The sequence below is a fragment of the Conexibacter sp. JCM 18997 genome (assembly GCF_055391915.1).
In genome coordinates this window covers 2,969,062-2,983,364 of the sequence record NZ_AP043885.1, presented here as the reverse complement: position 1 = coordinate 2,983,364, position 14,303 = coordinate 2,969,062, and the positions used below count along the sequence as shown (strand labels likewise).

Below are 14,303 nucleotides of genomic sequence, written 5' to 3'. Positions count from 1 at the left end.
ACGATGCGCATCGCCACCTACGAGCACGACGGCGCCGAGCACGTCGGGATCGTCGTCGACGACACCGTCCGCCGGCTGCCGCCCGACATCACGGTGCTGGACCTGCTGACCGCCGACCCGGCCGAGCGCGCGGGCCTGGCCGCCACGGCCGACGAGCCGACGCCGCTGGACGGCGTGCGCCTGCGACCGCCGCTGCACCCGCCGACGGTGCGCGACTTCGTCGCCTTCGAGCAGCACATCGAGGGCATGATCATGACCGAGGGTCCCGGCGCGGCCGTCGCGCCCGAGTGGTGGACGGTGCCGGCCTTCTACTTCAGCAACCCCAACGCGCTGTTCGGCGTGGGGGACGAGATCGAGGTCCCGCCGCGCTGCCAGCGCCTGGACTACGAGCTCGAGGTCGCCGCGATCATCGGCACGCCCGGGCGCGACCTGACCGTGGAGAACGCGCGCGACCACATCGCCGGCTACGCGATCTTCAACGACTGGTCGGCCCGCGACCTGCAGGGTCTGGACATGAAGCTGAAGATGGGCTGGGCCAAGGGCAAGGACTTTGCGTCGACGCTCGGCCCGTGGATCGTCACCGCCGACGAGCTGGAGCCCCACCGCAACGCCGAGGGCCGCCTGGATCTGGCCATGACCGTGTGGCGCAACGGCGAGCAGATGGGCACCGACACGCTGGCCTCGGCCGCCTGGTCGTTCGAGCAGATGCTGGTCTACGCCTCGCGCGGCGTGTGGCTGGTGCCCGGCGACGTGATCGGCTCGGGCACCTGCGGCGCCGGCTGTCTGGGTGAGCTGTGGGGCCGTGCGGGCCGGGTCGAGCCGCCGCCGCTGGCCCCCGGCGACGAGGTGACGATGACCGTCGAGGGCATCGGCACGATCACCAACACGATCGTCGCCGGCGTCGAGCCCGTCGAGATCGGAAGCCCCAAGCGCCGATGACGCATTTCCTGAAGGACCCCAACCCGCCGACCATGCAGGCGACGGACGACCTGCGCGATCGCGTGGCGTCGATGCTGCGCGACATCGAGCTCGGCGGTCTGGACGCGGTGCGGCGCTGGTCGCTGGAGCTCGACGGCTGGGGTGGGTGGGATTCCGGTTCGTTCGTGGCCTCCGACGCGGACTTCGCGGCGGCCGAGGCGCAGATCGATGACGAGCTCAAGGGCCACATCGCCTTCGCGCTGGAGCAGGTGCGCGGGTTCGCCGGGGCCCAGCGCGACTCGCTGAGCGAGGTGACCGTGCAGATGGGGCCGGGCGTGACGCTCGGCCACAAGCTGATCCCGGTGCAGACCGTCGGCGCGTACGTGCCCGGCGGGCGCTACCCGATGCTGGCCTCGTCGTTCATGACGATCGCGGTGGCCAAGGTGGCCGGGGTCGACACCGTCGTGGGCTGCGCGCCGCCGCAGCGCGAGGGCGGCGTGCACCCGGCGATGCTCTACGCGATGCAGCAGTCGGGCGCGGACGCCGTGCTGTCGCTCGGCGGCGTGCAGGGGCTGGCCGCGATGGCCTACGGCCTGATCGACGGCCTGCCGGCGATCGACATGCTCGTCGGCGCGGGCAACGCGTACGTGGCCGAGGCCAAGCGTCAGCTGTTCGGGCGCGTGGGCATCGACCTGCTGGCCGGGCCGACCGAGGTGCTGGTCATCGCCGACGACAGCGCCGACCCGCGCCTGGTCGCCGCCGACCTGCTCGGTCAGGCCGAGCACGGGCCTAACTCCCCGGCGGGGCTGATCGCGATCGGCGAGGACGTCGGGCGCGCGGTGATCGCGCAGGTCGAGGACCTGCTGGAGACCTGGCCCACGGCCGACGTGGCCGGGGTGGCCTGGCGCGAGCACGGCTGGGTGGCGGTCGCCGCCGACGACGACGAGGCGATCCGCCTGTCCGACGAGGCGGCCAACGAGCATCTGGAGGTGCAGGTGGCCGAGGACAAGCTCCCCATGTACCTGGAGCGGCTGCGCAACTACGGCTCGCTGTTCCTGGGCGAGCGCGCGACCGTGGCCTACGGCGACAAGGCGATCGGCACCAACCACGTGCTGCCCACGCTGGGTGGCGCGCGCTACACCGGCGGGCTGTGGGTGGGCAAGTTCCTGAAGACCTGCACCTGGCAGCAGCTGACCGACGAGGGCACGCGTCGCGTCGCGCCGGCGGTCGAGGCGATCTGCGCGGCCGAGCACTTCGCCGGGCACGGCCTGACCGCGACGATGCGCCTGGAGCGCGCCGGGGCGGCCGCTTGACCGATCGGTGGCGGCTGGACGGGCGCGTCGCGCTGATCGCCGGGGGCAGCCGGGGCCTGGGCCTGGGCTGCGCGCAGGTGCTGGCCCAGGCCGGCGCGACGGTGCTGATCGCCGCGCGCGACGGCGACGTGGCCCGGGCCGCCGCCGCGGCCATCCCGGGTGCGGCGGCCCACGTGGCCGACGTGACCGACGAGGCGCAGATCCCGGGGCTGCTGGAGGCCGCGCACGCGCTGGGCGACCTGCGCGTGCTGGTCAACGCGGCGGGCACGAACCGCACCGGCCCGGCGCGCTCCTACGCCGTCGCCGACTGGGACGCGCTGTTCGCCGTCAACGTGCGCGCGACGTTCCTGACCTGCCGGGCCGTCGGCGACGACCTGCTCACCCGCGCGGTGCCCGGCGCGATCGTCAACCTGTCCTCGCAGATGGGCAGCGTCGGCTACCCCGGCCGCGCCGCCTACTGCGCGACCAAGCACGCGGTCGAGGGGCTGACCAAAGCGCTGGCCGTCGAGTGGGCCGCGGACGGGATCCGGGTCAACGCGGTGGCCCCGACGTTCGTGCTGACGCCGTTGACCGCGCCGATGTTCGAGGATCCGGCCTTCACGGCCGAGGTCATCGAGCGACGCCTGCCCACCCACGAGCTGGCCACGATCGAGCAGGTGGCCGACGCCGTGCGCTACCTGGCCTGCGACGCTTCGGGCTCGGTGACCGGAACCACGTTGAAGGTGGATGGGGGCTGGACTGCATGGTGAGAGCGGGCCGGGTGGCCGGTCGGGTGATCGTCGTGACCGGCGCGGCCGGTGGGCAGGGGGCCGCGGAGGTCGACGCGCTGGTGGCCGAGGGGGCGTCGGTGATCGCCGCCGACCGGCAGGCGCCGCCGTCGCGCGAGCACGTGGTGGGGGTGGCGCTGGACGTCGCCGACCCCGATGCGTGGGCCGGCGTGGCCGAGCTGGCCCGCGCGCGGTTCGGTCGCGTCGACGGGCTGATCAACAACGCGGGCGTGACGTCGCGCGTGCGCATCGGCGACGTGACGCCCGCGGAGCTGACGCGCGTGCTGGACATCAACGTGGCCGGCGCCGTGTGGGGGATCCAGGCGCTGCTGCCGCTGATGGGCGAGGGCGCCTCGATCGTCAACGTCGGCTCGCTGGCCGGGCTGACCGGGCACTACACCGTCCCCTACACGACGTCGAAGTGGGCGCTGCGCGGGCTCACGCACGCGTGCGCGATGGAGCTCGGCCCCCGCGGCATCCGCGTCAACGCGGTGCATCCGGGCTATATCGAGACGCCGATGACGGCGACCGCGCCGTCGACGTTCCTGGCCGCCAACGTCGCGGTCACGCCGCTGGGCCGCCCGGGCCAGCCCGAGGAGGTGGCCGCGCTGATGGTCTTCCTGATGTCGGACGAGTCGTCGTTCATCACCGGGGTCGACATCCCGGTCGACGGCGGCATCCGGCACGGCGGCGTCCCCAAGTACCTGTCCGACGAGGTCCGAAAGGCCCAGCCGTGAGCCACGTTCCCCGCCGCATCGTCACCGGCCACGACGCCCAGGGCGTGTCCGTCGTCCTGTCCGACGGGCCGGTGCCGGTCTCGCGCGAGCTGCCCGACGACGGGGTGGTCTTCCACGAGGTGTGGAGCACCGACACGGCGCCCGCGCCGGTGGGGCCGGCCGAGCCCAGCGAGCCGACCGCGCGCTCGCTGCGGGTGCCGCCCGAGCCGCTGGGCACGAAGATCCGTGTCAACGTCTTCCACCCCGGACACCTCGACGATCGCGGCCTGCAGTCGCCGGTGCATCGCACCGAGTCGGTCGACTACGGCATCGTGCTCGAGGGCGAGATGGTGCTGATCCTCGACGACTCGGAGGTCGCGCTGAGGGCGGGCGACATCGTGGTCCAGCGCGGCACCGACCACGCCTGGGCCAACCGCTCCGACCAGGTCGCGCGCATGGTCTTCGTGCTCGTCGACGGCCGCTTCACCGACGAGCTGCGGGCGATCCTGCCCGAGGGCGCGGTCGAGGGGCTGATGCACGGGGCCCCGCGCCCCGAGGCCGAGTAGTCCAGGACCCGCGCGTTGGCCCGTTGCGGCCGCGCGGACCGCGCGTAGCGTGCCGGGTATGACTCCGACCGGCCAGCACATCTGGATGAGCGGGCGCGTGGTGGCCTGGGCGGACGCCAACGTCCACGTCCTCACGCACGCGCTGCACTACGGCACCGGCGTGTTCGACTCGCTGCGCGCCTACGACACCGACGACGGCCCGGCGCTGTTCCGCCACCGCGAGCACCACGAGCGCCTGCACCGCTCCGCGCGGCTGTACGGGATGGAGCTGGCCTGGGACGTCGACGAGCTGATGGAGGCCACGCGCGGGCTGGTGGCCGGCAGCGGGCTGGACGAGGCCTACGTGCGCACGATCGCCTTCCGCGGCGCCGGTCCGATGGGCGTGTCGCCGCGCGGGTGCCCGATCGAGCTGGCCATCGCGGTGTGGGCCTGGCCGGCCTACCTGCCGGGCGCCGAGCAGGGCATCCGGGCGAAGGTGTCGTCGTGGTCGCGGATCGGCCACGACGCGCTGCTGCCCGGCGCCAAGGCCACCGCGCACTACCTCAACTCCGTGCTCGCGCGCACCGAGGCCGAGGAGCTGGGGTTCGACGAGGCGATCCTCCTGGGCACCGACGGGATGCTGGCCGAGGGCTCCGGCGAGAACCTGTTCCTGGTCGAGGGCGGCACGCTGCTGACCCCGCCGCTGGCCTCCGGGGCGCTGGGCGGGATCACCCGCGCGTCGGTGCTGGCGCTGGCCGACGCGCTCGACATCCCGGTGCAGCAGCGGCCGCTGACCCGCGGCGAGCTGTACCTGGCCGACGAGGTGTTCATGACCGGCACCGCGGCGGAGATCGTCCCGGTGCGCGAGATCGACGCGCGCGTGGTCGGCTCCGGCTCGCCGGGACCGGTCACGTCCCGGATGCGCGACGCCTACCGCGACGTCGTGCACGGGCGCGACACGCGCTTCGCCCACTGGCTGGACCCGGTCCGCGCCGCCGTCAGGGCGTGACGGCGGCCCACGCCGCGGCCAGCCGGCGCACGCCCTCGCGCAGCACGTCCTCGGGTGGGGAGAAGGCGACGCGGATGCTCGTCGACGCGCCCTCGCCGGGAACGTGGGCGCTGCCCGGCCCGACGCGCACGCCATGCGCGGCCGCCGCGGCCGTGAACGCGTCGCCGTCGACGGCGCCCAGCTGTGCCCACAGCGCCCAGCCGCCCTCCGGCACTCCGAGCGTCCAGGCCGGCAGCGCCGCGGCCAGCTCGGCGCGCAGGAAGGCCAGGCGCGCGCGCCCCTGAGCGACGCGGGCGGCGCGCAGCGCGTCGACGTCGCCCAGCAGCCGCAGCGCCGCGAGCTGGCCCAGCGCGCCCGCGCCGATGTCGCGGGCGCCCTTCAGCCGGGCCAGCCGGCCGACCAGGTCGCGCGGCCCGCAGATCCACCCGACGCGCAACCCCGCCCACCCGAGCTTGGACAGCGACCCGACGTGCAGCACCCGTGCGGGCGCCAGCGCGCGCAGGGCGACCAGCGGCCCGTCGAAGCGCAGTTGCTCCAGCGCGGCGTCCTCGACGACCAGCGTGTCGTGCGCGGCCGCGGCCTCCAGCAGCGCCGGCCGGCGCCCCGCGGCGACCGACCGCCCGGTGGGGTTGGCCACGCCGGGCATCAGGTAGACGAAGCCGACGCCGCCCTGGGCCAGCACGGCCTGGAGCGCGTCGGCGCGCATGCCCGCCGAGTCGCCGGCCACCGCGACGGGCTCGCCGCCCGCGCGGGCCAGCACCTCGAGCAGCCCCGGGTAGGTCAGCGGATCGACGGCCACCGGCTGGCGCCGGCCGACCAGCAGCGCGGCGATCAGCGCGAGCGCCTCGTGCGCGCCCGAGGTGATCAGCACCTCCTCGGGTGTGGTCGGCGCGCCGCCGCCCGTCATGAAGGCGGCCACCGCCTCGCGCAGCGCGGGCAGGCCCCAGGGCGCGTACCCGTGGCCGCCCGCGTCGCCCAGCGCCACCGACACCGGACCGACGACCTCGTCGATCACGGGGGAGGGGATCGACAGGTCGATCGCGTCGCTGGGGGTCAGCAGCTGGGCGAGCTGGAACATCTGCCCGCGCGGCGCGACCTGGCGGCGGCGCAGCGGGCGCACGACGGTGCCCGAGCGCTCGCGCGACGCGACCAGGCCCTGCTCGCGCAGCGACTCGTACGCGCGCACGACGGTCGACCGCGACACGCCGAGCGCCTCGGCCAGCCGCCGCTCGGCGGGCAGCACCACGCCGTCCAGCGACCCGCGCTCGATCGCCCCGGCCAGCGCACCGGCCAGGCGCGCGAACTGCGGGCCGTCGCCGTCGCGCCAGGCGCCGAGCAGCGCGGTGACCCGGGCGGCGTCGGCCATCAGCCCGCGCTGAGGCCGACCAGCCGGAACGTCTCGACGTCGACCAGCCCCTGGTCGGTCAGCTTGAGCGCCGGGATCACCGACAGCGCCAGGAACGACAGCGCCATGAACGGCGTGGCCATCGACACGCCGCTGTCGCGCAGCTGGCCCTCCAGCGCGTCGAGCGTGTCGACGACCAGCGCGGCCGGCTCCTCGGACAGCAGCCCGGCGATCGGCAGCGCCAGCTCGCCGGTGATCGCGCCGTCGCGGGCCACGCACACGCCACCGCCCAGCTCGGCCAGACGCTCGACGCAGGCCAGCATCGACGCGTCGTCGCAGCCGACGACGACGATGTTGTGGGCGTCGTGGGCGACCGTCGAGGCGAACGCGCCGCCCTGCAGCCCGAAGCCGCGGACCAGGCCCAGGCCGACGTTGCCGGACCCGTGGTGGCGCTCGATCACGGCCATCTTGGCCAGGTCGCGCGCGGGATCCGCGACGATCTGCCCGTCGGCCACCGTCGGCTCGTCGACCAGCGACTCGGTGACGATCTGGCCCGGGATCACGCCGATCACGCGCACGCGCTGCGGGCCGGCGTCGAGCACGAGATCACGGGCGTGGACGGGCGCCGGGCGGACCGTCCCGCGCACGAACGCCGGCACGGGCGCCGGGTCGAACGGGAGCACCTGGCCGTCGCGGGCGACCAGCTCGCCGCCCCGCCACACGTGCGTCGGGCGCAGCAGCGCGGGGTCCTCGACCAGCGCCATGTCGGCCAGGAACCCGGGGGCGATCGCGCCCAGGTCGCTGAGCCCGTGCGCCCGCGCCGCGTGCAGCGTGCCCATGGCCAGCGCGTCCTCGACGGCGATCCCGTTGGCCACGCACAGGCGCAGGCCGTGGTCGACCGAGCCGTCACGCAGCAGGTCGTTGGGCTCGGTGTCGTCGGTGCACAGCGCGCAGCCCTCCGGCCCGTAGCGGCGCACGAGCTCCAGCAGCTCGACCAGGTTGCGCGCGTTGGAGGCCTCGCGCAGGAACACCCACATGCCGCGGCGGCGCTTGTCCAGCGCCTCCTCCCAGGTGACCGACTCGTGGTCGGAGCGGATGCGCGCCGACGCGTAGGCGTCCAGCGCGCGCCCGCGCACCTCGGGCGCGTGGCCGTCGACGTGCGTCGCGCCGCGCACCGCCATCTTGGCCAGCACGTCGGGGTCGCCGGCGATGACGCCCGGGAAGTTCATCATCTCGGCCACGCCGAGCACGCGGTCGCGCAGCAGCAGGCCCTCCATGTCGCCGGGGCCCATCGGGCGGAACGCCGTCTCGAAGTCGCTCGCGGGCACGCAGGACGGGGCCATCACCCAGACGCGCAGCGGTAGCCCCTCGGTCGCGTCCAGCAGCCAGTGCACGCCGTCGGGGCCGAGCACGTTGGCCAGCTCGTGGGGATCGGCGACGACCGACGTGACGCCCCGCGCCACGACCACGCGGGCGAACTCGGCGGGCGACAGCTTCGAGGACTCCACGTGCATGTGCGCGTCGATCAGCCCGGGCACCAGCGACCGGCCCGCGGCGTCGATGCGCTCGGTCCCGCCGGCGAAGGATCCGACGCCGGCCACCCGGCCCTCGGCCACCCCGACGTCGCCCTCCAGCCACTCGCGCGTGAACGGGCAGAACACGCGCGCGCCCGTGATCACGAGGTCGGGCTCGGCGTCACCGCGCGCGACGGCGATCAGGCGGGAGAGGGCGGTCATGCCAGCGGTGTCTAGCAGCTACAGCGATCCTGGTCGGTAGCCGATACTTCACCGGATGGCCACAACCGGACGAGTGGCGCGCGAGCGCGCACGCAAGCAGATCGCCAGCAGCGGCGCCGCCGCCCCGCGCGGCCCCAAGGCCCCCGGCACGCCGCCGCCGACGCCGACGGTCTGGCAGCGCCTGCGCTACCGCTTCGACGCGACGATGTCCAACGGGCCGATCGCGCTGGTCCTGTGGCTGGCCGCGCTGACCGTCGTCCTGATCCTGGCCGGCGTCGCGCTCGTGCTGGTGCTCGGGCTGGTGCCGCGCGACGGTCGCCACAGCTTCATCGGCCAGATGTTCTCGACGCTGATGCACGCGCTGGACCCCGGCACGGTGGCCGGGGACGGCGGGGGCGCGGGCTTCCTGATCGTGATGCTGCTGGTCACGCTCGGCGGCCTGTTCATCGTGTCCGCGCTGATCGGCGTGATCGCCACCGCGCTGGACGAGAAGCTGCTGCACCTGCGCAAGGGCCGCTCGTTCGTGATCGAGACCGACCACACGATCGTCCTCGGCTGGTCGGAGTCGGTGTTCACGATCCTCTCCGAGCTGGCCGTGGCCAACGAGAGCGAGCGCAACCCGTCGGTGGTCATCCTGGCCGAGCAGGACAAGGTCGAGATGGAGGACGCGATCCGGGCCAAGGTCGCCGACCTGCGCGGCACGCGCGTCGTCTGCCGCACCGGCTCGCCCATCGACCTGACCGATCTGGCCATCGTCAACCCGCAGTCGGCGCGCTCGATCATCGTGCTGTCGCCCGCCGGCGAGGATCCCGACGCCGAGGTCATCAAGACCGTCCTGGCGCTGACCCGCGGCCCGCATCGGCGCGCGGACGGCTACCGCATCGTGGCCGAGATCCACGATCCGGCCAACCTCGAGGCCGCGCACCTGGTCGGCGGCGATCAGGCCGTCTTCCTCGACAAGCGCGACACGATCGCCAAGCTCATCGTGCAGGCCTCGCGCCAGGCCGGCGCCTCGGTGGTCTACGGCGAGCTGCTCGACTTCGACGGCGAGGAGATCTACTTCCGCCGCGACGACGCGCTGGCCGGGCGCCGCTACGGCGACGCGCTGCTGGCCTACGAGGACGCCACCGTGATCGGCGTCCAGCGCGCCGCGGGCGACGTGCTGGTGAACCCGTCGATGTCCACCGTCATCGAGCCGGGCGACAGCGTCATCGCGATCGCCGAGGACGACTCGGTGCTCGAGCGCGCCACCCCGTTCGCCGGCAGCGTCGACACGACCGCGTTCGTGCAGCGCGTGCGCACCCCCGAGCTGCCCCAGCGCGTGCTGGTGATCGGCTGGAACGGGCGCACGTGCACCGTCGTCAGCGAGATCGATCACTACGTCTCGCCCGGGTCCGAGGTCGTCGTGGTGGCCGAGACGCCCGCCGCCGAGACCGCGATCGCCGTCAACTGCAGCGACCTGGCCAACATCGCCGTCAGCTTCCGCCACGGCAACACGACCGACCGCGCGACGCTCGAGTCGCTCGACGTCGGCACCTTCGATCACGTGATCGTCATGTGTTACGCCGACCACCTCGATCCCCAGCGCGCGGACGCCCGCACGCTGATCACGCTGCTGCACCTGCGCGACATCGCCTCGCGACTGGACCACCCGGTCTCGATCGTCAGCGAGATGCTCGACGACCGCAACCACGAGCTGGCCCAGGTCACCCAGGTCGACGACGTGATCGTGTCCGACAAGGTCCTGTCGCTGCTGCTGGCCCAGATCTCCGAGAACGAGCACCTGGCGGCGGTCTTCGCCGAGCTGTTCGAGGCCGACGGCTCGGAGATCTACCTGCGCCCGGCCGAGGAGTACGTCGAGCTGGGCACCGAGGCGAGCTTCGCGACGGTCGTCGCGGCGGCGCGTGAGCACGGCGAGACCGCGATCGGCCTGCGCCTGGCCGAGCTGTCGTCGGACCCGTCGGCGGCGTACGGCGTGCGCCTGAACCCGGCCAAGTCGGCGCCGTACGTGGCGGCCCCGGGCGACCGGGTCGTCGTGCTCGCCGAAGACTGAGGGAGAAGTTGAGGGAGCCTCCCTCAGGCGCCTGAGGAGTGGGGGCGGAAGGCTGCGCGCATTCCTCTTCCTGACCCCAAGGAGTGCTCCATGCGCCGTCCCAGTCCCGCCCTCGTGATCGCCGTCACCGCGCTGATCTTCGCCTTCACCGGCACCGGCTACGCAGCGTCGAAGTACATCGTCTCGTCCAAGTCGCAGATCGCGCCCAAGGTGCTCAAGGCGATGAAGGGCAAGACCGGCAAGACCGGGAAGACCGGCCCCGCGGGCGCCGCCGGCCCGCAGGGCCCCAAGGGCGACGCCGGCCCGGCGGGCGCCCAGGGTCCCGCCGGCGCGACCGGCGCGCAGGGCCCGGCCGGTCCGACCGGGGCGCGCGGCGCCACGGGCGCCACGGGTGCCGCCGGCACGAACCTGACGACGCAGACCCCGCTGGGCCCCGGCGAGACGGAGTCGGGCACCTATGGCGTGAGCATCACGCCGCCGGCCAACAGCATCGGCCACGGGATCCCGTCGATCTCGTTCGCCCAGCCGCTGGCCGCCTCCCTCGACGCCGCGCACGTGGTCTACGTCCCGGCCGGCATGTCGCCGGCCACCCACTGCCCGGGCGCCGGCCAGGCCGACCCCGGCTACCTGTGCGTGTACGAGACCGCCAACGTCAACCTGACCCCCATGGCGGCCCCGATCCAGAACCCGGTCACCTTCGCCGACGGCTCATCGCCGTACGGCGCGGTCATCCGCTACACCGCGGTCTCCGGCAACACGGAGATCTTCGCCTACGGCTTCGGCTCCTGGTCGGTGACGGGCGCCTGAGCCGTCGGTCCTCAGGCGCGGGCGCGCAGATGGACGCGCTCGCCCTGAGGACCGAAGATGGCCAGGATCTCCGCCGGGCCGTCGACCGCGCCCATCCAGTGCGGCGTCCAGGTCGAGAACTCGGCGGCGTCGCCGGGCTCGAGGATCAGGTCGTCGTCGCCGAGCAGCAGGCGCACGCGGCCGTGCAGGACGTAGAGCCATTCGTGCCCCTCGTGGCTGCGCTGGTCCGGCGCCGAGGGGAGGTCGGGCAGCGCCATGCGGAAGACGCGCATGCCGCCGGGCGCGTGCTGCGACAGCGTCCACACGGTGTGCTGGCCGACCTTGCGCGGGCGCGCCCGCACGCGCGGGTCGCCGGTGGTGGCGGGGGCCAGCAGCTCGCCCACGTCGACGCCGAGCGCGCCGGCCAGCGGCGTCAGGTGGTCGAGCGCCAGACGGCGCGCGCCGGACTCCAGGCGGCTGAGCGTCGAGGTGGCCATGCCCGCCCGGCGGGCGACCTCCTCCTGGCTCAGGCCGCGGTCGGTGCGCAGGGCGCGCAGGCGCTCGCGCACGAGGCGATCGGTGTCGTTCGTTGCCATTTCGGCATGAAATGTTGCCACAACCGTCCGGCGGGACTCACCCTGGAGCCATGGACTTCGATTGGGATTGCATCGTCATCGGGGGCGGCCCGGCCGGGCTCAGCGCCGCGTTGACCCTGGGCCGCGCCCGCCGCCGCGTCCTCGTCCTCGACGACGGCGCCCCGCGCAACCACGCCGCCCTCGCCATGCACGGCGTGCTCGGCCACGACGGCATGGCGCCCGCGCAGCTGCGCTCGCGCGGGCGCGAGGAGGTGGCGCGCTACGGCATCGAGGTGCGCGACGCCGATGCCGACGCGGTCGCGCTCGTGGACGGCGGCGTGGTGGTCGACGGCGAGCGCGCGCACACGCTGATCCTGGCCACCGGCCTGCTCGACGAGGTCCCACCGATCGACGGGTTCGCCGACCTGTACGGCGTCAGCGCGCACACCTGCCCGTACTGCGACGGCTGGGAGCACGCCGACGAGCGCATCGCGGTGCTGGCCGCCGAGCCCGAGATCGTCGACCACCTGGGTGGGCTGCTGCGCCAGTGGTCCGCGGACGTCGAGCTGCTCGCCGTCGACGAGGTCGCGCGGTTCGAGAGCGAGGACGGCCGCCTGCGCCGCGTGCACTTCGCCGACGGCCGCCCGCCGCTGGAACGCGACGCGCTGTTCTTCCACCTGGCGCTGCACCCGCGCAGCGTGATCGCCCAGGCGCTGGGCTGCGCGGTCGACGCGGCCGGGTTCGTCGAGGTGGCCGACGACCGCCAGACGACGGTCGACCGCGTCTACGCCGTGGGCAACGTCGCCGACGCGCGGATGAACGTGCCGATGGTGATCGCCGACGGCGCCCGCGCGGGCGTGGCCGTCAACGTGCGGCTCGTGCAGGAGGGCTACGTCCAGCCCGGGCGCACCAGCCCCGTCTCGTAGGCCCGCCGCTCCGCGTTGCTTGTCAGATCCATGGTCGTCTTGACCACCGATCCGACAAGCAACGGCGGGGCGGGGCGGTCGGTCGGCGGGTCAGCCCCAGATGAGCAGCCGGCTGATCGCGAACAGACCGACGACGACGATCAGCGCGCGCAGGGCGTTGGGGGGCAGGCGGCGGCCGTAGCGGGCGCCGAGGATGCCGCCGATCAGGGAGCCGACGGCGATCAGGGCGACCGGGCCCCAGGCCACGTCGGCCACGATGATGAAGACGATGCCCGCGATCAGGTTGACCAGGCCGGCGAGGACGTTCTTCAGCGCGTTGATGCGCTGCAGGTCGTCGCCGATGGCCACGGCCATGACGGAGATCAGCAGGATCCCCTGGGCGGCGCCGAAGTAGCCGCCGTAGACGCCGCAGGCGAACACCGCGAACCACAGCCACAGCGCCTCGTCGCGATTCTCCGGGCGGTGCTTGGCCACGAGCGCGGCGAGCCTGGGCTGCGCGACGATCAGCACCAGCGCGAGCGCGATCATCGCCGGCACGATCGCCTCGAAGACCGCATCGGGCAGCGTGAGCAGGGCGATCGCGCCGCAGATCCCGCCCAGCACGGAGGCCGGGACCAGGCGCCGCAGCCGCGCCCGCTGCGTGGACAGCTCGCGGCGATAGCCGACCGCGCCGCTGACCGACCCGGGCACCAGGCCGATCGTGTTGGAGACGTTGGCCACCACCGGCGAGTAGCCGACGGCGAGCAGGACCGGGAAGGTGAGCAGCGTCCCGCTGCCGACCACGACGTTGATCATGCCCGCGCCGATCCCGGCCGCGAGCACGGCGATCATGTCCAGCGCGCTCACGGCGACGGCGCCGGCGGCTCCAGAAGCTCAGGGCCCTCGTTGGCGACGTTGTTGACCAGCGGGTTGGCGGGCGTGACCGTGAGCAGGCCCTCGCCCAGCGGTCGCAGGACGTCACGCACGCCGTCGTAGTCCAGCTCGCGATCCAGCCAGGTGGCCTGCGCCTCCTCGTCGGCGAGGATCACGGGCATCCGGTCGTGGACGGCGCGGACGGTCGCGTTGGCCGCCGTCGTGATGATCGTGCAGGTGGCGATGCGCTCGGCCTCGGGCTCGTCCTTGGGCCGCCAGTAGGTCCACAGGCCGGCGAACGTGAACGGCGCGCCGCCCTCCAGCGCCATGTGCATCGGGATCTTCTGGCCCTTGGGGTCCTCCGGGCGCAGCCACTCGTAGTAGCCGTCGGCGACGATCAGGCAGCGCGAGCGGCCGTTGGCGACGAGGTTGCGGAAGGCGGCCTTCTCGCCCAGCGTCTCCGCGCGCGCGTTGATCATCTTCGACCCGATCTTCAGGTCCTTGGCCCAGAACGGGACCAGCCCCCAGCGCAGCGGGCCCATGCGCCGCTCGCCCGCCTTGTCGGTGACGACGGTCAGGACGTCGTCGGTCGGCGCGACGTTGAAGCGCTCGAACAGGTCGTCATGGCCGCTGATGGAGCCGACCTGCGGGAAGATGCCGGCGAGGTCGTCGCGCTTGAGCGTTTGCGAGTAGCGGCCGCACACGCCCCGCACTCTAGGACCCGTCGCCCCGGCCTCTTCGCTGGTTCTTCGGCGGTATTCG

General features: G+C 73.9%; 14 protein-coding genes. 9 read left to right on the top strand and 5 right to left on the bottom strand.

Translation table 11 applies throughout. The features are described from left to right. Positions 1 to 3 precede the first annotated feature (3 nt). From ACZ5UI_RS15215 to ACZ5UI_RS15190, 6 genes are read left to right on the top strand one after another with little or no spacing between them, the layout of a single operon-like run. Positions 4 to 939: a fumarylacetoacetate hydrolase family protein gene (locus ACZ5UI_RS15215; protein ID WP_464188270.1), complete on the top strand. Its 936-nt coding sequence runs from the start codon at positions 4 to 6 to the stop codon at positions 937 to 939. Then, positions 936 to 2,231: a histidinol dehydrogenase gene (hisD, locus tag ACZ5UI_RS15210; protein ID WP_464188268.1), complete on the top strand. Its 1,296-nt coding sequence runs from the start codon at positions 936 to 938 to the stop codon at positions 2,229 to 2,231. Before ACZ5UI_RS15215 ends, hisD begins: the two co-directional genes overlap by 4 nt. Then, on the top strand, positions 2,228 to 2,980 hold the full coding sequence (locus tag ACZ5UI_RS15205) for an SDR family NAD(P)-dependent oxidoreductase (RefSeq protein WP_464188266.1): 753 nt from the start codon (positions 2,228 to 2,230) through the stop codon (positions 2,978 to 2,980). Before hisD ends, ACZ5UI_RS15205 begins: the two co-directional genes overlap by 4 nt. Next, positions 2,974 to 3,735, top strand: a complete 762-nt coding sequence (locus tag ACZ5UI_RS15200; protein WP_464188264.1) for an SDR family NAD(P)-dependent oxidoreductase — start codon at positions 2,974 to 2,976, stop codon at positions 3,733 to 3,735. Before ACZ5UI_RS15205 ends, ACZ5UI_RS15200 begins: the two co-directional genes overlap by 7 nt. Beyond that, entirely contained in the window at positions 3,732 to 4,280 is a 549-nt protein-coding gene (locus tag ACZ5UI_RS15195; protein ID WP_464188262.1) for a cupin domain-containing protein, read from the top strand. Before ACZ5UI_RS15200 ends, ACZ5UI_RS15195 begins: the two co-directional genes overlap by 4 nt. 58 nt (positions 4,281 to 4,338) lie before the next feature. Then, positions 4,339 to 5,268: a branched-chain amino acid transaminase gene (locus ACZ5UI_RS15190; RefSeq protein WP_464188260.1), complete on the top strand. Its 930-nt coding sequence runs from the start codon at positions 4,339 to 4,341 to the stop codon at positions 5,266 to 5,268. Here the strand turns inward: ACZ5UI_RS15190 and ACZ5UI_RS15185 are convergent. Both ACZ5UI_RS15185 and ade read right to left on the bottom strand, forming a co-directional pair. Beyond that, on the bottom strand, positions 5,258 to 6,634 hold the full coding sequence (locus ACZ5UI_RS15185; protein ID WP_464188258.1) for an aminotransferase-like domain-containing protein: 1,377 nt from the start codon (positions 6,632 to 6,634) through the stop codon (positions 5,258 to 5,260). The two genes, ACZ5UI_RS15190 and ACZ5UI_RS15185, sit on opposite strands and share 11 nt — an antisense overlap. Beyond that, positions 6,634 to 8,349 (bottom strand): adenine deaminase, encoded by a 1,716-nt coding sequence (ade, locus tag ACZ5UI_RS15180; protein WP_464188256.1) that lies wholly within the window; start codon positions 8,347 to 8,349, stop codon positions 6,634 to 6,636. Before ade ends, ACZ5UI_RS15185 begins: the two co-directional genes overlap by 1 nt. A 55-nt stretch (positions 8,350 to 8,404) precedes the next feature. Here ade and ACZ5UI_RS15175 point away from each other — a divergent pair, with 55 nt between their 5' ends. Next, a complete protein-coding gene (locus ACZ5UI_RS15175) occupies positions 8,405 to 10,402 on the top strand; it encodes a CASTOR/POLLUX-related putative ion channel (protein WP_464188254.1) in 1,998 nt (665 codons plus the stop codon). Positions 10,403 to 10,492: 90 nt separating this feature from the next. Then, the gene (locus tag ACZ5UI_RS15170) at positions 10,493 to 11,209 is read left to right on the top strand and encodes a hypothetical protein (protein WP_464188252.1); all 717 of its coding nucleotides are present in this window, start codon (positions 10,493 to 10,495) and stop codon (positions 11,207 to 11,209) included. An 11-nt stretch (positions 11,210 to 11,220) separates the two neighbouring features. On the opposite strand, the gene ACZ5UI_RS15165 is transcribed toward ACZ5UI_RS15170, so the two are convergent. Beyond that, positions 11,221 to 11,784 carry a helix-turn-helix domain-containing protein gene (locus ACZ5UI_RS15165; RefSeq protein WP_464188250.1) on the bottom strand — a complete coding sequence of 188 codons (564 nt, stop codon included), beginning with the start codon at positions 11,782 to 11,784 and terminating at the stop codon, positions 11,221 to 11,223. A 50-nt stretch (positions 11,785 to 11,834) separates the two neighbouring features. Between ACZ5UI_RS15165 and ACZ5UI_RS15160 the strand changes: the two genes are divergently transcribed. After that, positions 11,835 to 12,689 (top strand): NAD(P)/FAD-dependent oxidoreductase, encoded by an 855-nt coding sequence (locus ACZ5UI_RS15160; protein WP_464188248.1) that lies wholly within the window; start codon positions 11,835 to 11,837, stop codon positions 12,687 to 12,689. 90 nt (positions 12,690 to 12,779) lie between these two features. Here the strand turns inward: ACZ5UI_RS15160 and ACZ5UI_RS15155 are convergent, their stop codons facing one another. After that, positions 12,780 to 13,535, bottom strand: a complete 756-nt coding sequence (locus tag ACZ5UI_RS15155) for a sulfite exporter TauE/SafE family protein (protein WP_464188246.1) — start codon at positions 13,533 to 13,535, stop codon at positions 12,780 to 12,782. Then, positions 13,532 to 14,245 (bottom strand): SOS response-associated peptidase, encoded by a 714-nt coding sequence (locus ACZ5UI_RS15150; protein WP_464188243.1) that lies wholly within the window; start codon positions 14,243 to 14,245, stop codon positions 13,532 to 13,534. Before ACZ5UI_RS15150 ends, ACZ5UI_RS15155 begins: the two co-directional genes overlap by 4 nt. Positions 14,246 to 14,303 lie beyond the last annotated feature (58 nt).

Bases quoted from the DNA above. Each gene is read 5' to 3' on its own strand.
- ACZ5UI_RS15185 (WP_464188258.1), bottom strand. From the start codon at position 6,634: ATGGCCGACGCCGCCCGGGTCACCGCGCTGCTCGGCGCCTGGCGCGAC.
- ACZ5UI_RS15170 (WP_464188252.1), top strand. From the start codon at position 10,493: ATGCGCCGTCCCAGTCCCGCCCTCGTGATCGCCGTCACCGCGCTGATC.
- ACZ5UI_RS15200 (WP_464188264.1), top strand. From the start codon at position 2,974: ATGGTGAGAGCGGGCCGGGTGGCCGGTCGGGTGATCGTCGTGACCGGC.
- hisD (WP_464188268.1), top strand. From the start codon at position 936: ATGACGCATTTCCTGAAGGACCCCAACCCGCCGACCATGCAGGCGACG.
- ACZ5UI_RS15190 (WP_464188260.1), top strand. From the start codon at position 4,339: ATGACTCCGACCGGCCAGCACATCTGGATGAGCGGGCGCGTGGTGGCC.
- ACZ5UI_RS15165 (WP_464188250.1), bottom strand. From the start codon at position 11,784: ATGGCAACGAACGACACCGATCGCCTCGTGCGCGAGCGCCTGCGCGCC.
- ACZ5UI_RS15215 (WP_464188270.1), top strand. From the start codon at position 4: ATGCGCATCGCCACCTACGAGCACGACGGCGCCGAGCACGTCGGGATC.
- ACZ5UI_RS15175 (WP_464188254.1), top strand. From the start codon at position 8,405: ATGGCCACAACCGGACGAGTGGCGCGCGAGCGCGCACGCAAGCAGATC.
- ade (WP_464188256.1), bottom strand. From the start codon at position 8,349: ATGACCGCCCTCTCCCGCCTGATCGCCGTCGCGCGCGGTGACGCCGAG.
- ACZ5UI_RS15160 (WP_464188248.1), top strand. From the start codon at position 11,835: ATGGACTTCGATTGGGATTGCATCGTCATCGGGGGCGGCCCGGCCGGG.